24 protein-coding genes and 1 pseudogene are annotated in these 20,081 nt (G+C 68.3%); 13 read left to right on the forward strand and 12 right to left on the reverse strand.

Annotated features, from left to right (window positions below):
• Positions 1 to 25: 25 nt before the first annotated feature.
• The 7 genes from ACQPYA_RS29545 to ACQPYA_RS29575 all read right to left on the reverse strand — a co-directional run bounded on the left by ACQPYA_RS29545 (position 26) and on the right by ACQPYA_RS29575 (position 6,040).
• Positions 26 to 922, reverse strand: coding sequence for a type II secretion system F family protein (locus tag ACQPYA_RS29545; RefSeq protein WP_433530272.1), 897 nt, complete (start codon positions 920 to 922; stop codon positions 26 to 28).
• On the reverse strand, positions 919 to 1,833 hold the full coding sequence (locus ACQPYA_RS29550) for a type II secretion system F family protein (RefSeq protein ID WP_433530273.1): 915 nt from the start codon (positions 1,831 to 1,833) through the stop codon (positions 919 to 921). The genes ACQPYA_RS29545 and ACQPYA_RS29550 overlap by 4 nt, the downstream gene beginning before the upstream one ends.
• Complete coding sequence (locus ACQPYA_RS29555) at positions 1,824 to 3,212, reverse strand: CpaF family protein (RefSeq protein WP_433530274.1); 1,389 nt, start codon at positions 3,210 to 3,212, stop codon at positions 1,824 to 1,826. The genes ACQPYA_RS29550 and ACQPYA_RS29555 overlap by 10 nt, the downstream gene beginning before the upstream one ends.
• Positions 3,209 to 4,015: a hypothetical protein gene (locus tag ACQPYA_RS29560; RefSeq protein ID WP_433530275.1), complete on the reverse strand. Its 807-nt coding sequence runs from the start codon at positions 4,013 to 4,015 to the stop codon at positions 3,209 to 3,211. Before ACQPYA_RS29560 ends, ACQPYA_RS29555 begins: the two co-directional genes overlap by 4 nt.
• A 1-nt stretch (position 4,016) precedes the next feature.
• The gene (locus tag ACQPYA_RS29565; protein WP_433530276.1) at positions 4,017 to 4,619 is read right to left on the reverse strand and encodes an SAF domain-containing protein; all 603 of its coding nucleotides are present in this window, start codon (positions 4,617 to 4,619) and stop codon (positions 4,017 to 4,019) included.
• Positions 4,620 to 4,769: 150 nt separating this feature from the next.
• Complete coding sequence (locus ACQPYA_RS29570) at positions 4,770 to 5,678, reverse strand: hypothetical protein (RefSeq protein WP_433530277.1); 909 nt, start codon at positions 5,676 to 5,678, stop codon at positions 4,770 to 4,772.
• On the reverse strand, positions 5,672 to 6,040 hold the full coding sequence (locus tag ACQPYA_RS29575; protein ID WP_433530278.1) for a hypothetical protein: 369 nt from the start codon (positions 6,038 to 6,040) through the stop codon (positions 5,672 to 5,674). The genes ACQPYA_RS29570 and ACQPYA_RS29575 overlap by 7 nt, the downstream gene beginning before the upstream one ends.
• 508 nt (positions 6,041 to 6,548) lie before the next feature.
• Between ACQPYA_RS29575 and ACQPYA_RS29580 the strand changes: the two genes are divergently transcribed.
• From ACQPYA_RS29580 to ACQPYA_RS29590, 3 genes are all read left to right on the forward strand, one after another.
• Positions 6,549 to 6,899, forward strand: a complete 351-nt coding sequence (locus tag ACQPYA_RS29580) for a hypothetical protein (protein WP_433530279.1) — start codon at positions 6,549 to 6,551, stop codon at positions 6,897 to 6,899.
• 154 nt (positions 6,900 to 7,053) lie between these two features.
• Entirely contained in the window at positions 7,054 to 7,392 is a 339-nt protein-coding gene (locus ACQPYA_RS29585) for a winged helix-turn-helix transcriptional regulator (protein WP_433530280.1), read from the forward strand.
• A gap of 35 nt (positions 7,393 to 7,427) precedes the next feature.
• On the forward strand, positions 7,428 to 8,051 hold the full coding sequence (locus ACQPYA_RS29590) for a prepilin peptidase (protein ID WP_433530281.1): 624 nt from the start codon (positions 7,428 to 7,430) through the stop codon (positions 8,049 to 8,051).
• A gap of 143 nt (positions 8,052 to 8,194) precedes the next feature.
• On the opposite strand, the gene ACQPYA_RS29595 is transcribed toward ACQPYA_RS29590, so the two are convergent.
• The 5 genes from ACQPYA_RS29595 to ACQPYA_RS29615 all read right to left on the reverse strand — a co-directional run bounded on the left by ACQPYA_RS29595 (position 8,195) and on the right by ACQPYA_RS29615 (position 11,098).
• On the reverse strand, positions 8,195 to 9,049 hold the full coding sequence (locus ACQPYA_RS29595) for a helix-turn-helix domain-containing protein (RefSeq protein WP_433530282.1): 855 nt from the start codon (positions 9,047 to 9,049) through the stop codon (positions 8,195 to 8,197).
• Positions 9,050 to 9,092: 43 nt separating this feature from the next.
• Positions 9,093 to 9,617 carry a DUF6879 family protein gene (locus tag ACQPYA_RS29600; RefSeq protein WP_433530283.1) on the reverse strand — a complete coding sequence of 175 codons (525 nt, stop codon included), beginning with the start codon at positions 9,615 to 9,617 and terminating at the stop codon, positions 9,093 to 9,095.
• A 2-nt stretch (positions 9,618 to 9,619) separates the two neighbouring features.
• Positions 9,620 to 9,826, reverse strand: a complete 207-nt coding sequence (locus ACQPYA_RS29605; protein ID WP_433530284.1) for a hypothetical protein — start codon at positions 9,824 to 9,826, stop codon at positions 9,620 to 9,622.
• Between the two features lie 196 nt (positions 9,827 to 10,022).
• A complete protein-coding gene (locus ACQPYA_RS29610) occupies positions 10,023 to 10,229 on the reverse strand; it encodes a DUF397 domain-containing protein (RefSeq protein WP_433530285.1) in 207 nt (68 codons plus the stop codon).
• The gene (locus ACQPYA_RS29615; protein WP_433530286.1) at positions 10,226 to 11,098 is read right to left on the reverse strand and encodes a helix-turn-helix domain-containing protein; all 873 of its coding nucleotides are present in this window, start codon (positions 11,096 to 11,098) and stop codon (positions 10,226 to 10,228) included. Before ACQPYA_RS29615 ends, ACQPYA_RS29610 begins: the two co-directional genes overlap by 4 nt.
• Positions 11,099 to 11,477: 379 nt before the next feature.
• Between ACQPYA_RS29615 and ACQPYA_RS29620 the strand changes: the two genes are divergently transcribed.
• From ACQPYA_RS29620 to ACQPYA_RS29665, 10 genes and pseudogenes are all read left to right on the forward strand, one after another.
• Positions 11,478 to 12,188, forward strand: a complete 711-nt coding sequence (locus tag ACQPYA_RS29620; protein WP_433530287.1) for an N-acetyltransferase — start codon at positions 11,478 to 11,480, stop codon at positions 12,186 to 12,188.
• Between the two features lie 486 nt (positions 12,189 to 12,674).
• Positions 12,675 to 14,120, forward strand: a complete 1,446-nt coding sequence (locus ACQPYA_RS29625; RefSeq protein WP_433533682.1) for an APC family permease — start codon at positions 12,675 to 12,677, stop codon at positions 14,118 to 14,120.
• A gap of 328 nt (positions 14,121 to 14,448) precedes the next feature.
• Positions 14,449 to 15,180 carry a hypothetical protein gene (locus ACQPYA_RS29630; RefSeq protein WP_433530288.1) on the forward strand — a complete coding sequence of 244 codons (732 nt, stop codon included), beginning with the start codon at positions 14,449 to 14,451 and terminating at the stop codon, positions 15,178 to 15,180.
• On the forward strand, positions 15,177 to 16,394 hold the full coding sequence (locus ACQPYA_RS29635) for a histidine decarboxylase (protein ID WP_433530289.1): 1,218 nt from the start codon (positions 15,177 to 15,179) through the stop codon (positions 16,392 to 16,394). Before ACQPYA_RS29630 ends, ACQPYA_RS29635 begins: the two co-directional genes overlap by 4 nt.
• Positions 16,391 to 16,528, forward strand: a pseudogene (locus ACQPYA_RS29640) (hypothetical protein); the annotation flags it as partial. The gene ACQPYA_RS29635 and the pseudogene ACQPYA_RS29640, both read left to right, overlap by 4 nt.
• Before the next feature lie 124 nt (positions 16,529 to 16,652).
• The gene (locus ACQPYA_RS29645) at positions 16,653 to 17,159 is read left to right on the forward strand and encodes a hypothetical protein (RefSeq protein WP_433533726.1); all 507 of its coding nucleotides are present in this window, start codon (positions 16,653 to 16,655) and stop codon (positions 17,157 to 17,159) included.
• Between the two features lie 322 nt (positions 17,160 to 17,481).
• A complete protein-coding gene (gene folE / locus ACQPYA_RS29650) occupies positions 17,482 to 18,090 on the forward strand; it encodes a GTP cyclohydrolase I (RefSeq protein WP_433530290.1) in 609 nt (202 codons plus the stop codon).
• A complete protein-coding gene (gene queC, locus ACQPYA_RS29655) occupies positions 18,078 to 18,809 on the forward strand; it encodes a 7-cyano-7-deazaguanine synthase QueC (protein WP_433530291.1) in 732 nt (243 codons plus the stop codon). Before folE ends, queC begins: the two co-directional genes overlap by 13 nt.
• Positions 18,810 to 19,190 carry a 6-pyruvoyl trahydropterin synthase family protein gene (locus ACQPYA_RS29660; protein WP_433530292.1) on the forward strand — a complete coding sequence of 127 codons (381 nt, stop codon included), beginning with the start codon at positions 18,810 to 18,812 and terminating at the stop codon, positions 19,188 to 19,190. It begins immediately after the preceding gene.
• A gap of 11 nt (positions 19,191 to 19,201) precedes the next feature.
• Positions 19,202 to 19,942, forward strand: coding sequence for a 7-carboxy-7-deazaguanine synthase QueE (locus tag ACQPYA_RS29665; RefSeq protein WP_433530293.1), 741 nt, complete (start codon positions 19,202 to 19,204; stop codon positions 19,940 to 19,942).
• The last annotated feature ends 139 nt before the right edge of the window (positions 19,943 to 20,081 follow it).

Consider the following 20,081-nt stretch of genomic DNA (forward strand, 5'->3'; position numbering starts at 1 on the left):
GGGATTGGTGAACGTGGTGTGCCTCCTACAGGCCGCCGAGGACGGCGGCCATCGCGGGATAGCCGAGGAAGATCAGGAAACCGGCGAACAGAGCGACGATCGGCAGGGCCATGCGTTCGGTGGCGGCGTTGGCCTCGCCTTCGTTATCGCTGAGTTGCCGGGCGCGCAGGGCGATGGCGCGGGAACGCAGCGACGCGCGGACCTTCGCTCCTTCGGTGCCGGCCAGCCCGACGGTGGCGGCGAGCTGCTGCAACTCGGCGACCGCGACGCGGCGGCCGAGGGCGGCCAGGACGTCCCACGGCGGTACCCGGGCCAGCCGCGCCTCGGCCAGCGCGTACCGCAGCTCGGTGTAGGCCGGGCCGGAGCCAACCTTCGCCGCGTCGTCGAGCGCCTGGTCCACCCCGGCCCCGGACGCGAGGCTGATGACGACCAGGTCCAGGAAGGAACTGAGGGCGTCGCGGAACGCAGTTCGGTGCTTGGCGGCGTCGGATCGCGCCGACAGTTCCGGGGCGAGGAACCCGACGACGCCGAGCAGCAGCGACGCGGCGGCCGGTACGGCGAGGCCGGCACCGACACCACCGAGGGCGAGCAGCCCGGCGGCGACCGGGGGCAGCAGCAGCCCGAACACCATGGCGGTCGCCTGCTCGGCCAAGTGCACGTCGATCGGCTTGTCGATGGTGGCGAGATCGCGGCGGGTGGAGGCCAGAGGCAGTCCGACGTGGCGCAGCCACCGCACCGCCGGGCGGCCCCACCGTCCCGACCAGCCGGCAGGCCGGGCCTCGGCAGCGTCTGCGGTGCGGTCGAGACCGGCGGGGGCGTCCAGGGCCTTGTCCAGCCGGGGTGGGCGGGGGAACCAGCCCACCACCAGCAGCCACAACCCGATGCCGGTGCCGAGCCCGGCCAGCAGCACGAGGCCGGTCATGTCGGCACCCCTTTGAAAGGGGAGGCAACGGCGACGCCGGCTAGGACGCGGGCGGTGTCGCGGTCGCGCATCAGTCGGCCGAGCCATGCGAACGCCAATCCGAAGCAACCACCGGCCGCCAGGAGCACGAGCTGACCGACCGGGGTGTCGAACGGAGCCAGGTAGCCGCGATTGAGCACGGCGAGAAGCCCGGCCATGCCGAGGGTGGCACCCACGATGACCCGCGCGGAGGTGCGGTTGCGGTTGCGGGCGGCAGCGACACGCTGCCGGGAAGCGACCTTTGCCCGCGCGGACACGGCCAGCTCGCCCAGCACATCGCCTAGCTGCCCGGCGCTGCCTCGCGTGGCCATCAGCAGTCCGGCGACCACGAGATCACCGGTCGGGTCGGCCAGCTCGGCGGCGAACGCCCGCAGCGCGTCCGGTAGCCGCCAACTGCGCTGCAGGCGTACCGCCAGGCGGGTCACCTCATCGCGGATCGGCTCCGGGGATTCGATCGCGCTCGCGGTGATCGCCTGTTCCAGCCCGGCCGCGCCGGACAGGTTGTCCCGCAACGCCTCGATCCAGGTGGCGATGGCCTCGATCCGGGCCACCCGACGGACGTGGTCCCGGTCCGGGCCGATGACGGCCGGTAGCACCCACGCCCCGACGGCTGCCAGACCGGCCGCGACCGGCCAGCGGGTCACCACACCGACGACCACACCGACGGCCAGGAACAGCGCCAGCCGACGCCGGTCGACCGGCCCTCGGGCTGCCGTGAGCCTCGACAGCCACGACTCCGTGTCGAGGTCCGGTCCGGAGTCGGCGGGCCCGCCGTCCCGGCGGGACAGGCCCACGGCCAGCAGGACCAACCCGAACGCGGTTCCGGCCCCCAGCAGGGCAGCCAGCGGCACCGTCAACACCATCACGCCCACCCCCCACCCGGCGCGGCGCGGGCATCATCGAGCAACGCCGGGTCGAAGCCGTGCTCGGCCAGCGCCGACAGCAGCCCGGTCGACGGCGGCGCACCCGGCACCGCCCGCCCGTCCGGCCCGGGGCGAAAGAACTCATTGCTGGACACCGCCAGCCCGTCCGCGTCGACCACCTCCCGCACCGAGGTCAGTACCCGGCCACCGCCCTCCCCGGTGAACCCCATGTGCACGACCAGGTGCACGGACTCGGCGACGAGAAGATTGGTGGTGGCCGGATCAAGACGTTCCGGTGCCTGCGCGGCGTAGAGCATGAGCTTCTTGAGCGCCCCACCCGACGACGAGGCGTGGATGGTGCCCAATGATCCGTCGTTACCCTGCGACATGGCGTTGAGCATCGGGATGACCTCGTGCCCGCGGATCTCCCCGACGATGACTCGGTCCGGGGACATGCGCAGACCCGAGCGGAACAGGCTGCTCATGTCGATTGCGCCTTCGCCCTCGACGTTGGCCTCCCTCGACTGCAACGGCACCACGTTCGGATGCACGGCCTTGTCCGCGTCGAGCGCCAGCTCGTAGGTGTCCTCGATCGTCACGATCCGCTCGTTGAAGGGGATCGCCGCCGCGAGGGCGCGCAGGAGGGTCGTCTTGCCCGCACCGACCCGCCCCGCGATGAGCACGTTCAACCGTGCCCGCACCGCAGCGGCCAACAGTTCCCGCAGCACCGGGTTGACGGTGCCGAGCTGCTCCAAATCGGCCAGGGTGACCTTCACGTAGCCGTGCCGGCGGATCGACAGCGCCGGACGCCTCGTTACCGACATGATCGCGTGCAGCCGCGAGCCGTCCGCGAGCTGCAAGTTCAGGATCGGCGCGGCCCGGTCCCAGCGGCGTTCCTCCGCGCCCTCGCCGCCGGTCTCGGCGCGGCCGGCATCAGCCGCCAGACGGCGAATCAGCTCCACCATCTCCGCATCCGAGTCGGCGATCGGCCCGACCTGGGCGCGGCTGCCGTCGGCGTATCGGACGAACACCTGATCACAGCCGTTGGCATTGACCTCCTCGACGCGCCCGTCATTGAGCAGTGGTTGCAGGCCGCCCGCGCCGAGCAGCATGTCCGCCACCGCCCGACCCACCCGCGACTCGACATCAGGGCGCAGCGGCGGACGCCCGGCGTTCATCTCCTCCGTCGCGTAACCATCCAGCGCCTCGGTGATCAACCGGCGGGTCGCCGCCGCGCGGTCGTCGGCGCGCATCGGTGAGCCGGTGGCCGTCTCGTGCGTCCGGGTGGCCCGGGTGAGTGCCTCGGCGGCCTGCCGGCGGATGCGCCGTACCACCGCGACTTCATCGGACTCGCCAGTGGCCGACGCCGGCAAGTAAGGGCTGGTCATGGCGTTGCCTCCGTGGCCACGTCGTGCTGCGAGGTCACGGCGGGCAGGTGCGGGGCGAGGTCGGCCCACAGCCGCGCGTACGCCTCCATCAGAGGCAGCCGGCGCCAGCGCCGGCCCGCCAGTAACTCCCCACGGAGAACTGCCGCCGCCCGACGGTCTTGCGGCAGTGGGCCGAGCACCGTGACCGCCTCCGGGTCGCGCGCCAACTCCTGGCCGACGTGGGTCGCAAGGACATCCGCCACGTCCGTCGCCGAGTACGCGCCGCCTGCGCCGAGCAGCACCACCAGGCGGCCAGCGCCCGCATCGACCAGCTCGCCGAGGTGCTCCCGCAGATGCGCCACCTCGTCGGCGTTCGCCCGTGCCAGCACCAGCACCACGTCCGCAACCCGCAGCAACGGCCACACCGGGGACCCCGGCCCCAATCGGCCGCAGTCCGCCACCACCACCCGATCCGGCGGGGCCAGCGCCGCCCGGCCGCTGCCGGTCAACTCCGGCAACGCCGCACGGGTCTGCGCCCCACCCGCCGGGGCGACCACCACCGGCACCGGTACCTCGGCCACCGCCACCGTCTGTGAAGCGGTGGCGAAGGCATCTGCCGAACTCGCTGCACCCCGCGCGGCGGCGGCCAGGTCCACGATGCTCGGTACCGCCGCCAACCGGTGCCGGCGCATCAGGTCCCCACCCGCCGGATCGCACTCCACCACCACCGGCCGCTCCGCCTCCAGCGCGACCGCGGCCAACCCGAGGGCCGTCGTCGTCGCGCCCGGACGGCCCTTCACGTACGTCACCGCTATCAGAGGCACGTCAGCTTCCTCCCGGCGCGGTCTGCATCAGCACCACACCGCCGGACGGAGCCGCCGCCAACTGTGGCCCGTCAGCGGCCTTCAACAACAGCGTGATGACCGTCGAGCCCTGGCCGTCACCAGCGAGATCCACCCCCAGCACCACCGCCGAAAACTGGGCCGGGCCTGTCTGCGCCGAGGTGGCCGCCGGAGCCGGTTGACCGCCGTCCCGCGCGGTAGCCGATACGTAAACGGCCACCCGTGCCCCGGCCGCGAGCCCTTGCGGATACTGGCCCGGCTTCACCGCCACCGAGGCAGTCACCTGCCCGTTCGGCGGAAAGGCGGCGTCGCCGAGCAACTCCGGCGTTAGCAACGTGCCGGCCACCAACGGCACCACCGCCGTCCGACCAACCACCTCTGCGGCCTGCGCGGCCGGCACCAGCCGCACCTCGGGATCGCGGGCGGCGGAGACCTGCTTGAGGTCCGCAGCGGTGATTGCCTGCCCTGCTGCCACCGGCCGCGTGACCGCGAGCACCGCCACACGGTCGCCGAGCTGCGCCGCGCCGTAGGCGTAGCCCAGCACGCACACGATGACCAGCAGGCCGCCGAGCGCGACAAACGGCAACCGCCGACGCCGTCGGGCCGCCCGCCACGGACCTCGCCCCGCACGGACGGCCGCCGCCGGGCGATCTCCTCGACCGACTCTCGGGCGCACGGAATCCAGCGCCATGACGTGTCCTCCTCAGGATGCGGCGCTCGAATATTGGTTTGTGGCCTAGCGGACGACGGCCTGCGACTCCTGGACCCGGGTTTGCACCTGCCCCGTCGTGGTCAACCCCGGCACCGTGCCGGACTGCCCAGCCCCCGCCCAGGTCACCTCCCACGTGACCGTGACCGTCACGGCATAGCGCCCGCCCGGCGCGGCAGCCGACGACCGCCGGTAGACATGACCGCAGTCAGGCGACGCCTTCCTCGGATCGCTGCCCGAGGACCAAGCCGTTCCCGGCCCGACACACGTCACCATCGCCCCGTCACCCATCGACCAGGTCGCCTCCACCGGCCGCGCCGTCGCCCTCACCGAGACACCCGGGACCGAGGCCGTCGCCGACTGCGATCGCCACGATTCCCGTTCGAGCGCCAGCCAGACAGGCAGGTTGACGAGCTGATCACCCGGCGGGTTCATACGAATGACGACCCTCGGAAGATTGAGGCGTGCCCGCGCCTGCCGCGCTAGCACCGCCGCCGACACCACCGGCGGGTCACCGGCGATCCACACCACGCCTCCGAACGAGGTGCTGCCGCCGTAGCAGACCTGCCGGTACCAACCGCCTTCACCCGCTGGCTGCCCTCCAAGGGCCTCAATGGTGGAAGGCGACGGGTCAGTCGGCGCGTAGTAGCAGCCGTCCGCCCCGGCCCATGCCCCGTCGCGCTCGCACGGAATTTCCTCTCCGGACGGGTTGCGACACTTACCGTCCCCACCACGGCCCCCACCATTGCCGTCACCGTTCGGGCTGCCCGGCTGGGAGGGAGTACCGGCGTTCACGTCGCAGACCGGCCGAGAATCATTCCTGCTGCACTGCACACCTCCTGTCCCACCACCGGCGAAGGCCGGCACCGCCAGGACGATGCTGCCGAGAAGCCCGGTGATAACGGCGAGGGTCAGCGGGTGCGATCGGCCTAGCATGTCCCCGGCTCCTCCAAGATGAACGAGCTGACCTTCCACACACCATCGGCGACCTTGACGTAAGCGGTGGTCCGGTGCTTGCCGCCGGGCTCGTCGTCCCAGAGCCCGCCGGAAACCTTGTACTCAAGCCAGTTGGTCGAATCGACGCAGTCCAGCACCGTTACCTCCGTGGGGGACTCGCCAGGCTTGACCTCGGTGACCTTGGGATCAAGGACCAGATCACCCTTGATGACCTTCCCCTGTTCCCGATTGGTGTAAAGCGAGCTGACAATCAGCCTGAGCGCCTGGTCAGAAGCGAACCTGCGCAGGCCGGGAGCATCAGGGTCAGACACCTTGCCCGCCTCCACGAAGGCGTCCCACATACCCCGATACGCTGCGACCGCACCGCTCTCAGCTACGGCATCCGGTCCGAGGCTGGGCGGGGTAGCCGGCGCCGCAGGCTGAGTCGCAGAATGACCCCCGCTGGGCTCGCCGGAGCTGCAAGCCGCGCTGAGCAGCACCGACACGCCGACGAGAGAAGCCGCAAGCTGACGGTTCAACACCGGTCATTACCTCCCCGATTCTGACGGACTACCCTGCTCGGCCAACCGGCTCTGCGAGGCTTGACGTCGGCGCGGACCCATCGGCCGCATCAAGGTCACCAGTTGTGTTTACACCCTCACCCCAAGGGGATGTCTATATGCGTACCTGCGTACACGCACCTTGGCGGGCCTGGAACTCACGCGCGTGAAGGTACGTGCGTACGGGTAACGCTGATCTTGCACGCTGCCAAGACAGCTCGGCAGCGAGTCGCTTACCCGACAGATCACTTGGCGTCAACCACGGTTACGCTTCGGGAAAATTGTGGTCGCGAGAAAGGTGGAACCAGGAATGGGCGACCACGATCGCACAGAGCAAACGCTCGCCCTGCTGGCGCGGCGCGGCGCGTACGAGGTGCTGCTCGCCATGCACACCAGCGGCGGCACCGCCAGCTTCACCCGAATCGCCGCCGAGTCCCCGCGCCCGATCGCGCTACTGAGGGCAATGGCCGCCGAAGGGTTCGTAATCACCTCGTGTGGCGGCACCCTCGATGACGATCCCCACGACGAGACCCACTTCCGCCTTACTCCCAAGGGCGAGGCGATCATCGGCCATCTGCTTCGGCTGCATCACTGGTTGGCCTCCCGTGCCCCTGCGGCGAACCACCCGCCGATCCGGAGCGCCTGGCCCAGGCTGGCTTGAATTGCGCCGATTTGTCCCTCAAGCACGGCAGCCGTGACGTTCAGCCTCCTCCATGGACTCGTGCCGCTCCGGTGAAGTCGGTCGCTCGGTACTTGCGTGAGCGCATAGACTGTGCTCACGTTGCGTCGCGCGCTCGACGGTCGGGGGGAGGTGAGTGGCGCTGACGAACGACCTCGAACATCTCTTGAGCCTCCTGGCGAAACGGAAGCTGTCCGTTGCGATCTTGAGCGTCCTGCACGACGGACCATCGCGCTACTCCACGCTCCACCACACGGTGTCGCAGATCAGCCCCTTCACGGTGCATGCCCGCACGTTGACCGACACTCTGAACCACCTTTGCGCTGAGGGCCTCGTCAACCACCACCAAGACGACGACAGTGCCGACTACCGGCTGACCGCTGGCGGCGAGGAACTCGTCGACCTCCTCGCGGAGATCAAACGGTGGAGTCAGCAGCACCGGGCCAGCGGCAAGGCTCAGCCACCGGAGCGGTGAGCAGTCTCGCCTCCATTGGACTTGGCGTCGCTGGCATGATCGCAGGCGTGCCGATGGCCGCCATCGCCCACGGTGTGCCCGCTGCCGGTCAAGTACGCCTACCCAGAGGCTGGTGGGCTGGCGGTGCCGCCCAGCCGCGATTCGTGATCGCCACCGCCGCCTGCACCGGCCTCGTCGCCGCGATGATCGGGGCAGCGGTGCCCGTGAACGTCACCCTGCCTGCCTTCTGGATTTTTGCGGTTGTCGGGGTTGGCCTGGCGGTTGTCGATGTACGGCGTCGACGTCTACCTCATCGCCTTACCGGGATGCTGTGGGCATCGTCGGGCTTGTGCTTCGTCGTTTCTGCTCATGCCACCGGAGACACCGGGGATCTGGCACGAGCCTGTGCCGTAGGGGCCATCGTGGCGGCCGTGATGCTCGTGATCGCCTTAGCCCTGCCTGGGCAGCTCGGCTTCGGTGACGTCGTGTTCACGGGCGCCATCACGTTCAACCTCGGCTGGCTGAGTTGGCAGGCGGCGGCGATCGGCCTTCTTGCCGGCCTGCTCCTTCAAGCCGCCCTGGCAGTCGTGGGCCGATTGCGACGGTCCGGCAATTCCCCGACGCCCATGGGGCCAGCCCTCGTCGCTGGTTGGTGCTTAGGGGCAGTTGTCGGCTCTTGAAATCAAAGTCTACGCGCCCGCGCTTTGCAGGACTCAAGCTTTCCCGAAACATCGACAGGCGTGCAGATGTCGCATTCGGGCATCTGTTTCAGTGAGGTCGCGTTCAGAAGAATGCCGTCGTGGCCAGATAGACGATAATGCGGCTACAGGATCGAGCGGAGATGCGTCATGGCGCCACGGATGACTTCGTGAGCCTCTTTGTCGTAAACGGCGTCCGCCTGAAGCCGGTCCATCGTCGTCGAGTACGCGGATGCCTCATCGCCGTGGAACATGTATTCCCCAATGAAGGTTTCAACGATGGCGAGGTCGTTGCCCAGCAAGAGGAACGAGTTCTGCGGTGCGGTAGCCAACTGCCGGCCAAATGGAATGATCCCGAGCGTGATGTGAGGCATGTCAATGATGTTGAGGAGCCGGTCGAGTTGCGCAAGCATGTCTCGTGGCGAACACAACAGGAGACGGAGAGCGGCTTCGGTGATGACGAACTCAAACGTTTTCGACGTGTCGTATAGCACCTGCTGCCGCGACATCCGACGAGCCGTGGCTGACTCCACCTCGGCGGGATCGGCACCATGAAGCCGTACGCCTTCCTCGATCCGACTTCGAGCGTACCGTGGCGTCTGTAGGAGCCCCGGAATGTAGATGATCTCGGTATTGCGGATACTGCTTGCCTTGCTGACGAGCGCATCATAGTTCTGCTGGATCGTGGTCTGACCGAGTCTGACCTGCTGCTTCCACTCCTGGTGTAGCCCTTGGGCTTCGGCGAGAAGCGTCGTGAGTGTGATTCTGGCAGGCTCGTTTGCCTGACACGCCTCCATCCAGCCAGACAGGTCCTCGTCCGTTGGCATCTGCTTGCCGGTCTCGATCTTTGAGACCTTGGATTGGGTCCAGCCGAGTTGCCTGGCCATCTCCGCTCCGGTAAGTCCGGCGCGGCGACGAAGCTCGCGAAGATGCCCCGCCAGCCCACCGGGCCGCCGGAGCCAGTCCTCAATTGAATCCATTGCCAAGAAACGTTACTTTCTCAGGGAGTTATGTCTTGATTAGTTAGGCCGCTGATATTGCGGCGCTGTTCTGCACGGCGAGATGCCACCACTCGTTGTGCTGTGCCACGATAGCTGGTTCCTCGATTATTTCGCCACCCAGGGGCTCACCTCGATCACTAAATCGCATGACGGCAACGCGCTGTGAGTCGAAAAGCCACCAGTCATGGTCAATGGGAATCCCGACTTCTTCGGCTTGAGATCGGGTCATGTAACGAATGGTCTCGCCTGCTGTGGAGTTGTAACAGCCGCTCCATATTTCCCAACGCTGGTAGTCGGTCGGCGGCTCGTCGAGAATTCGGACTCGCTCCACCCGTCGTCCTTCTGCCGTAACGGACCGGATCTGATCCAACCACGCCGCATAAAAAGGAAACTCAGTCACAGGCCGAGGCTCACCGGCGAGGAATTCTTCGATCGACTGCCGTTCCTCGGCCACCTCATATGCCGGCTGGACCTCTAGTCGGAACGCGGTTGACGTGAAGTAGCGAAACAATCTGTTGAAATCGTCGCCGGTGAGCTGCTCAGCCATCTTTAGAAATCCCGGGCCAGGATGCCGGCGATGACGTCAGCGGGAACTTCGACGGCCGTTTCGTTCTCGCCCAGGTCCCGGAGCTGGGCGCGGGTCGCCTCGTCCAGCTGCCAGCCTTGCACGACGTAGTTGCCGTTCTCGGCACGATATAGGGCCGGGCAGTTGCCTGTACCGCTGTTGCTCCACTTGCGAATGAACTCGAGTTGCACGATCTCTTGCCCCTCTCCCTCGCCGCGCGCAGGGCAGCGCGCCTGCAAGGGATGCTTGCACCCAGCCGGAAAATTCGCAATATTCGACTTGATTGACCCTCGTGGGCGCAGCTCCTCACCTGGGGCGGGATGCGCGCGCGTCAAGGGCGAATATATGCATGTCATCGACGGGTTAGGTGCGCCATGACCCGTACCATCAGCGGCGCCTGAGGGCTTCGGCGCCAACGCTTGCAACGAAGTGGTCCCACGGTTCGCTGCTGAAGACCAGTGCGGGGCCACCTGGATCCTTTGAGTCTCGCACGGCAACCAGGGGGCAGAGGTTGGTAGCGACCTCGACGCATCCACCGTTGTCTTGGGAGCGACTGCTTTTGCGCCAGTGGGCGCGGGACAGATCGGGGCTCACCGTTCACTCCTCGCCGGATCTTCGTACTGGCGGGCCACGACCTCAATCATCCGGGCGGACTCCTGCTTGCTGAGGGCAGAGGCGCTCATGTGGTTGAACGCAAGGTTACAGCGGCGTAAGTCGTCGTCCTTCTCCAGGTAGAGGTTCCCGGCCTGGCACTCCACGTAGACGACTGGGCTGTGAAGTCGTTCGTCGAACTCGAAGATGGTCATCGCGCCGCGGGTTCCGGGATACCCTCCGTTGCCAAACGGTACGACCTGCACGGTGATCCACTGGGGTAGCACCAGGAGGTGCCGCAGCTGCGCGGCCATGACACCGGAGCCGCCGACTTCTCGGCGTAGGACCGTCTCATCCAGGATGGCCCAGACTTCTGGAGGGTCGTCGCTGAGGACCTTCTCCTGTCGTTCCATTCGGATCCTCACCTGTCGCTCGCGTTGATCGTCGTCGGAGAGAAGGGCGACGGTGCCGGCGATGGCGCGGGCGTAGTCCTCGGTCTGGAGGAGGCCGTGGATGACCATGGGCTCGTAGGCTCTGATCTTGGTTGCCGCGCTCTCGATGCCCAGGAACGTTGCGAACGGCGCGGGAACCGCGCCGAACTTCGACCACCAGCCGCGCTGCTTGCCGAGCTTCTGCAAGGCGAACAGCTCGGCCCGTAGCTGCTGGTCGGTGACCTCATATGTGGCGAGCATCGCCTCAAGTTCGGCACGGACTACACCAACTTCGCCAGCTTCGATTTTTTGGATCTTGCTGATCGAGCAGCCGAGCCGGTCGGCGATCTGGCTCTGCGGCACGCGTATCCGCTCTCGCAGCGTGCTGAGTTGCTCGCCAAGTTGCCATCTCGGGATCGTCGGGCCGATGGGCCGGGGCATGAGTTCCTCCTTGGACGGTCTCTGGAGCGTCATCGACCACCTCCGCGCCCGCGACCTCGCCTAGAGCCCCGGCATGGCTGCTGGAGCGCCGACCGGTGTGGTCAGTTGGGGACGCGAAGTTACATCAGAAGATTGACACCCCTGCAAGAGAATGCAACTCTGACTGTCGAGAATATATTCTCGACAGTCAGGAGGGTCTGTGCATGTTGACCCGCCCTCGGTGGGAAGGAGCGTTGATCAAAGATGAACGTCCTACTCGTCGAGATCATCGTCCGTGGCGAGCGAGCCTGACCAGTGATGCCACGGCGGTGCGAAGACCGGACACCACCGTCACCCCCACAACCAGGTGACGGCGTCAAACATTCTTCGGGGAGTTGAGATGCGGCTGGTGGAGTCTGCTGTCCGTCGCGCGACCGGCGACGATGCTGCCGCCCTGTCCGTGCTGTTGGCGGACGCGCTATTGAGCCAGCGGTTGGGTGCCTGGCTGGTGCCCGATGCGGCCGAACGCCCAGGGGTGTTGCAGCGGTACGCGCGGTTCGTCGTGGCGCAGGGGTTGGCCCATGGCCAGGTCGATACGACCAGCGATCGTGCTGCCGTCGCGATCTGGTACTCGCGCCCTGCGCGACCGCCGACATCTCCGGCGTGGATGTTCGAGCTGCATCGGGTGCTCGGCGGGCACGCTGCGCGGTTCGGTCTGCTGCACGCCTACGTCGACGCGGTGTACCCGCACACGGCGCATTACTACCTTGCGCACCTGGCGGTCGCCGCTGGTGGTCAGGGCGGAGTGGGGAGCGCGGTGGTGGCGGGCTACCACCGTCGTGTGGACGTGGCGGGGTTGCCGTCGTATGTGGAGGTCAGCACTGACCGTCCTCGGGAGGGGCTGCTGGGCCGGCTCGGTTACGTGCCTCGGTCGCCGATCATGCTGGAGCCGGGTGGTCCGGTGCTGTGGCGCATGTGGCGTCCACCAGCCCACGGCGGGCGACACGGCGAGGCGAGCGGTGACGAGCTGCCGCGCCGGGCTCGTGCCTGGCGGTCGGCGACGCCGTTTCGTGGCGCGGTGCTGCTGACGGCATCCTCGCGGTCTCCCTGAACGGGCCCGCTTCGACGTCACGTTGATCACCTGCTGGCAGCGCACCGCCGGCCGGCAGGCCACCTCGTCATACCCAGATCTCTCGGAGGAGAGCTTTCTCATGCTGACCACAGCCACCGACCCCGTCACCACATCCGCCCTGCAAAGGCGCAGCGTAAGGCGGTGGTTGTCCGCGCAGTTGGGTTTGGCAGGTCCTGGTGGCTCCGTGCCAAATGTGCAGGACGGAACGTCGGCGGCGTTCGTGTGGGGCTACGCGATCCGGCGGGAGTGGCCGGGTGGTAGCCACGATCTGTTCGGGTTCACGCCTGACCAGGGCGTGGCTGAGCGGTGTCTCGCCCGCGACCGAAGCTTCTGGCGCCATGGGCCGGTGCGGCCGACCGCGGTGTACGTGGTGCCGGCCAACGCTGTCGATGTGGAGCGGCATCCGGTGGGTGGCTGTCGACGGTCGTGGTGCCCGGACTCGCCGGAGCGGGGGTCGCGGTGACGGTGCAGGTGGCGTTGGCGCGGCGGACGTTGAGTCCGTTCGGGTTGTGGGCTTTCGGGGCGGCGGCCTCGGCGCCGATGGTGGTTCTCGCCGGGGGTATCCCGGCGACGTATGCGACGACTGGGGTGACAGCGCTGCCGTTGACGTTCGTGCTCGTCGCGGCGACGGTGGCGTTGTTGGCGGTCGGGTACACGGCGATGGCCCGCCAGGTGGGTCATCCGGCGGCGTACTACGGCATCCTCGCCCATGGTCTGGGCCGGCGGTGGGGGGTCGCGGGTGGGATGGTCGCGTTGCTGGCCTACAACAGCATCCAGATCAGCCTGTACGGGCTGGTCGGTGCGACTCTCGCCGGCGCGTTGGGTGGCGCGTGGTGGGTGTGGGCGGGTCTCACCCTGACGGCGGTCGGCGCGTTGGGTGTGCGGGCGATCGTGCTGTCCATTCGGGTTCTGGTCGCGGTGTTGGCCGTGTCGCTGCTGATCGTGGCGGTGTTCGTGGCCGGTGCCCTGTCGCAGCCGGCAGACGGCGGGCTGTCGTGGGCGGGGTTCGAGGCATCCGGGTTGGCGGTCAGCGGCATCGGTGGGGCGGTCGCGTTGTGTGTGGCCGCGTTCATGGGCATCGACGCGCCGGGCTCGTTCGCCGAGGAGGCCATCGACCGGCGGTCGATCACCCGCGCCAGCATCGCCGGAGTGATGGTCCTCGGGGCGGTCTACTCGATCGCGGCGTGGGCGATGGCCGTGGCGGTCGGCCCTGCCCAGGTCGCCGACGCCGCCGCCGACCCGACGGCCGGCATGCCGTTCTCGGCCCTGGAACGTCTCGGCAGCGGGTGGGCTGCCCTCGCCGACGTCATGCTGATCTTCGCGATCGTCACCTCGATGCTCGCGTTCCACTCCGTGATCGCCAGGTATGTGTTCGCGATGGCCCGCGAACACGTCCTTCCCGCCGGCCTCGCGTACGCCGACAGCGCCACCCGGGTCAGCGCGCCGCGCGGCGGGTCGCTGACCCAGACCGGTATCGCGGCGCTGGTGGTGGCCGCGTTCGCGGCGGCCGGAGCCGATCCGGTGGCGGTGATGTTCACGTGGCTGTCGACGCTCGGCGCGCTTGGCCTGCTGTGCCTGCTGTTCGCCGCCTCCGTCGCTGCGTGTGCGGCGTCGAAGGACGTGCGGGGTCCGGGGGCGTGGCGATGGTCGTACCGGGGTGCGCCGGTACTGGGGCTGATCGGCGGGTCGGTGGTGCTCGGCCTGATGGTCGGCAACGTCGGATCCCTGCTCGGTGCCGTACCCGGGTCGCCGTACCCGTTCCTCCTACCCGTGATCATCGTCGCGACTGCCGCCGGGGGCGGGATGTGGGCCGGGCACCTGCGCCGGTTCCGCCCGCAGGTGTACGCCGGCATCGGTCGCGGCACGCCGAAAACCCACGCCGTCCCGGACAACGTCAATGTTTCGATCTGAAACGGGGGAGAGGATGATGACTCACCCGGCACCGCCGCCAGGCCGGCACTACGACCCCCTGGACCCTCGCTGGCGACCGGAACACCCCTCGGTGGGCCACTCCGGTACCGCATACCCGAGGCCGGAGGCCCATGCACCACCGGGCTACGGGCCACCGCGCATCCTCGCCGACCAATCTCACTCTGAGGCACCATCGGCACCGGTCGCGTCCCGTACGTCCGTGCCGAGCCCGTACGGCCCGATGCCGGGCTCTGGGTCTCTGGCAGCGTCGGTCGGCTCGTCTGCGGACTCACCCGGCCCCTGCGGTCAGCAGCTGGCCGACGAGCTGGTGACGGAGGAGTTGCGTCGGTGGGCGCACCTGCGGAGACAGGTCGGGTTCCGGCTCCAGCGTGCCAACGTCGGGCACGTGTTGGCGGCCTTCGAGCGACTCGACCGCAGCAACGCACTCGGCCCGCATGGCATCGGGCTGCTCTACGTCGTGCCCGCTGGCCACCAGCCGTACGGGTTCGAGTTGAAGGTCGCCACCCGCCTGTTTCTGTCCTCGCCCGAGTCGGATGACCTGCACCGGGTCCTGGTCGATCTCGCCGACATCGCGTGGGACAACATCACCCGCGCCGCAAGGGCGGGACGCAGGTGGGATCCGCTCGGGCCGGAGAACTCGCTGGTCAACGGTGGGGACATGGCCCTGCCCTCCTCCGCCCGGTACATCGGTGCCGCGGTGAGCACGCTGGACTCCGAGATGGGGCCCTGGTACCCGGTCGCCCGGCAGGTCCGTGACCAACCGCTCGGCGGCAGGATGTCGATGTTCGACCTGCGAGGCCAGTGCTACGCCCTGCTGACCGACGACACCGCCCTGTATGTGGACCAGAACCGGAACCGGCCCATCGGCGACACCGGGATCCGCTGCTCCAAGACCCTCGACCCGGACCGGACCACCTACCACAACCGGTACGCGAACCTGACCGAGCAGGGCGACGACAACACCCGGCAGATGTGGGCACAACTCGACACCCTGCACGGCGTCCTCACCGACTACCTACCTCCCTGGCGGCCGGCGTGACCACCAGTCCCGTAACCGACCTCACCACCGCCGCGGACTTGAGCCGGGTAGAGATCGACGTCCCAGCCGTGCTCCAGCAACTCGTCGACCAGGCCGACGCCGCCGCAGCAACGAGTATCGGTTTCCCCGGTGCCGTGGACCTCGACCACAGCGAGATCGTCGCCCGCCTCGGCCGGCGGCTGTGGAACAACATCGGCGACCCGGCGACCGACCCCGGCGGGGCGGCCCACACCAAAACCTTGGAGCGGGCCGTCGTCGCCTGGGTCGCCGAAACCCTGGCCATGCCCGCCGACGACCGGTGGGGCTACGTGACCAGCGGCGGCACCGAAGGCAACCTCGCCGCCCTACACGCCGCTCACCGCCGCCACCCCCGCGCGGTCGTCTACCACTCGACCGCCGCCCACTACTCCATCCCCAAAATCCTCGACATCATCGGCGCGCGAGCGGTCGCCGTCAGGGCCCGCAGCGACGGCGAGATGGACTACACGCACCTCGCCGCCCAGATCCGGCGACGCCCCACCCGGCCCGCGATCGTGGTCGCCACCGCCGGCACCACCATGACCGAAGCCGTGGACGACACCACCCAGATCAGCACCATCCTGGCTTCGCACACCCCCGGCGGACACCTGCACGTCGACGCCGCCCTCTCCGGCATCCCCCTCGCCCTCGACGGCCGCCTCCACCTCGACACCACCAGCGGCATCGACAGCATCGCCGTCTCCGGCCACAAGTTCTTCGGCGTACCCACACCCTGCGGAGTCGTCCTCATCCGGAACCACATCCGCACCCACGGCAGTCACATCATCTACACCGACACCCTCGACACCACCATCAGCGGCTCCCGCTGCGGCCTGGCCGCCGCCCTGCTGTGGCACGCCATCGCCACCTACGGCCGCGAAGGCCACCGATGGCGGATCAGCGAATCCCGACGCCTGGCCGCCTACACCGTCGACCGACTCACCACCGCCGGCTGGCCCGCCTGGCGACACCCCCACGCCTTCACCGTCGTCCTACCCACCCCACCCGAACCCGTACGCCAAAAGTGGCTCCTCGCCACCGACGGCGACATCAGCCACGTCATCTGCATGCCCGGCGTCACCCGCCGACAGATCGACGCTTTTGTAGCGGACCTCACCGCCGCCACGGCCCCGACGCTGATCCCGCGACCTCGCGCACACACCGCATCCGTATCGAAGGAAGGAGAACCCCGATGACGAGCACGCTGCGCGCCACCTTGTCCGGGCTGCTCGACGGCCTCCTCAACCCGATCATCAGCACCGAGTTGGACCGCTTCGACATCCGCCCCGGCCACCGCGTCCTGGAAATCGGCGCCGGCACCGGCGAGATCACCGCCCGCCTGGCTCGTCTCGTCGGTCCGTACGGCACCATCAGCGCCGTCGACAACGACACCAGCGGCCTCAAACCCAACATCCGTCATCGACGTTTACCACCGAGACCTGAACCACGACGAGTTGCCTGGCGAACCCGACAGCTACAACTTCGTCGTCGCCCGCTGGCTCGACGGCCCGCTGACCAACCACGCAAGCGTGCTGGAGCAGATGATCAGCCGGCTGCGTCCCGGCGGTTGGCTCGTCCTCGCCGACATCACACCCACCCCACCTCGCACGTATCGAGCTACCGACAGCGACACCGATGGTCACCTGATCCACACCGCGATGACGCAGATCCACAACACCATCACCAACGCCGACGGCGGGACCTGGGGCGTCGCCGTCGACGCACTGCTAGCCGGCAATCGCATGACGCAGATCTGCGCCCGCACCGCCAGCGAGACGTGGGCAGGTGGCGGCCCCGGATGTCGCCTCCTAGCAGAAACTGCCCAACGTCTCCGTCCCACCCTGACCGACGCGGGCCTCACCGACCCGAACCTCGACCGGTTCGTCGCCCTCATGACCAACCCCCACGTACTCCTCGGCTGCTTCGAACGCCGGGTGATTCATGCCCGCAAAGGCATATGAGACCCACACAGCAGAGCTGACGCCCTGCACGTCCACCGCCTATGACACCCACCGGGCAGTCGTAGACCGGTGATGAGCTGACCGGCCGCCGAACCTGGGGAGGGGCGGCGACCGGTCCTCCGTGGCCGGCGGCAGCGGGCACCCCCGTCCCCTGCCGCCGGCCACCCCCGAACACCTCCTTGCAGCGGCCGGCACGACGCACACAACTTCCAGGCGACCTCAGCGGCTTCATCGTCGAGCCGACGGAGTACGCCTCGAACGTGAACCCATGTTTGGACTCCGTAGCGCTGAAGCGCTCGGACCTTCACAAAGGAGCTGGCCCATGACGGTGATCGAAACGCGAGCACTTGCGCCCGTCCAGGTGGCGAGGGCAGACGTCGCCGCGGCGGTAGTCGCCGCTGAGCGAATGCTGATCGCGCTCGGCGTCGACACGCAGGTGGAGCATCTCCGGCGCACCGCGGAACGGATGGTGCTGTCGTACGGCGAGGTGCTGACGCCGGCGCCGTTCGAGGCGACGGATTTCGTCAACGACGCGAAGCATCAGGGCTTCGTCATCGTGCGGGATGTGCCGTTCGCCGCGATCTGCGCCCATCACCTGCTGCCCTTCGTTGGCTCGGCGACCGTGGGATATCTCCCGAGGGCACGGCTGTTGGGGCTGTCGAAGCTGGCGCGGCTGGTGGCGCACGCCACACGAGGGTTGCAGGTCCAGGAGAACGTCACGCAACAGATCGCCGATGGACTGCAGCAGGTGGTCCCGGATCACGGCGGCATGGGGGCGATCGTCGAGGCAGAGCACCTATGCATGACGCTGCGCGGCGCCAAGGCACGCGGCGCTTCAACGGTGACCTCAACCTGGCGCGGCGCGCTAGAACGTGATGCCACGCTCCGGTCGGAGTTCCTCAGCCTGGCGGGGCAGGGGTGGCGGCCGTGAGCGCTTCCGCATTGCCGCTGGTCACTCCGGTGCCCGCGCACGTCGTCGTCATCGTCTCCGGTGGCATGGACAGCACTGTGTTGGCGTACGCGCTGCACCAGGCTGGGTCGGCGGTGACGCTGCTGTCGTGCGACTACGGGCAGCGGCACCGCCGCGAGCTGGACTACGCAGCGCGAACGGCCGACGCCCTGCACGCGCCACACCTGGTAGTCGACCTGACCGGCATCGTCGGTGTGCTGTCAGGATCGGCCCTCACTGACGACCAGGTCGATGTGCCGGACGGGCACTACACCGATGCGTCGATGCGCGCCACGGTCGTACCGAACCGTAACGCGATCATGCTCGATGTGGCCGTGGCGCGCGCCGTTTCGGTCGGCGCGGACGCAGTGGCGTTTGGTGCCCACGCCGGTGACCACCCGATCTACCCGGACTGCCGGCCGGCGTTCCTCGTCGCATACGAGTCGGCTGCTCGGCTGGCGAACGAGGACTTCCTGTCTGCGGGGTTTCGGGTCGTCGCGCCGTTCATTGAGTGCTCGAAGGCCGACATCGTCCGGCTCGGGGACGCCATCGGCGTGCCGTTCGCTGACACGTGGTCCTGCTACAAGGGCGGCGAGCGGCACTGCGGCACCTGCGGCACGTGCGTCGAACGGCGCGAGGCGTTCGCGGTGGCTGCCGTTACGGACCCGACCGAGTACGCCGCCGCACCGGGGGTGAGCTAGGTGTACCGCATCGGCAAGCAATTCCGGTTCGAGGCCGCCCACTCGCTGCCCGACCTGCCCGAAGGCCACCAGTGCGCGCGCGTCCATGGCCACAGCTACACCGTCGAGGTGCACCTGGTCACTGATGGGACGCTGACGCGGCCCGGGTTCGTCGTGGACTTCGCCGAACTCGGCCCGTTCGGCGCGCATGTTCGTGACCACTTCGATCACCGTGATCTCAACACCGTGCTGGACGTGCCACCAACGAGCGAGCATCTTGCCGCCTACTTCTACCAGTGGTGCCGCGACCATCTGCGCCTACCGGAGCCGGTGCGGGTGGAGAAGGTCCGGGTGTCCGAAACTGCGTCCACGTTCGCCGAGTACGGGCCGGACCTGCGATGACCGCTCCGTCTATGTCCGCCGTACCGCCGTTTCCCGCCGGCTCGCCTTCGCTGCCGGCGCGGCCGTTGCTGGTCGCGGAGACATTCGGCCCGACCTTGCAGGGTGAAGGGCCGAGCACCGGTCAGCAGGCGTTGTTCCTGCGACTGTCGCGGTGCAACCTGTCCTGCCCCCGCTGCGACACCCCATACACCTGGGATACATCCCGGTTTGATCTCCGCGCGCACACGACCCACCGCACGCCCGAGGAGATCATCCGGTGGGTGTTGGCGCAGCCAACGAGGCTGATTGTCATCACCGGCGGTGAGCCGCTGTTGCAGCAGGACCGGCTGCTGCCGGTGGTGAAGGCGGCCACCGAGGCAGGGCGACGGGTAGAGATCGAAACCAATGGCACGGTCGTTCCCCTGCCGGCACTGGCGGCCTCGGTGAGTGCGTTCAACGTGTCTCCGAAGCTGTCCGGCTTCGCCGGGTCGAGGGACGGTCAGCGGCGCATCAACCCGGCCGCGCTGTCGGCTCTGGCGGGCTCGGGCCGGGCCGTGTTCAAGTTCGTGGCCAACAACGCAGCGGAGCTGGACGAGATCGCCCGGCTGAAGGATCGGTTCGGGCTTGACCCGGTGTGGGTGATGCCCGAAGGCACTACCAGCGATGCAGTCGTGACCGGGATGCGGGATATCGCGGACGCGGTCCTAGCCAGAGGCTGGCACCTGAGCAGCCGCCTGCACGTGTTGCTGTGGGAGGACACCCGTGGCCGCTGAATCAGCAGGCTCACGTCGGTCGGCCGGGCTTGGACGGGGCCGTCGTTCCCGCCGTGACGAGCCGCGCGTGTGGGAAAGCGGCCCAGAGATTGTCGGCAGCGGGATCGTTCCTGCCGTCCAAGCGAAGTCCACGATATCC

The sequence above is a fragment of the Micromonospora sp. CA-263727 genome (assembly GCF_050942455.1).
In the GTDB taxonomy this organism is placed as follows: domain Bacteria; phylum Actinomycetota; class Actinomycetes; order Mycobacteriales; family Micromonosporaceae; genus Micromonospora.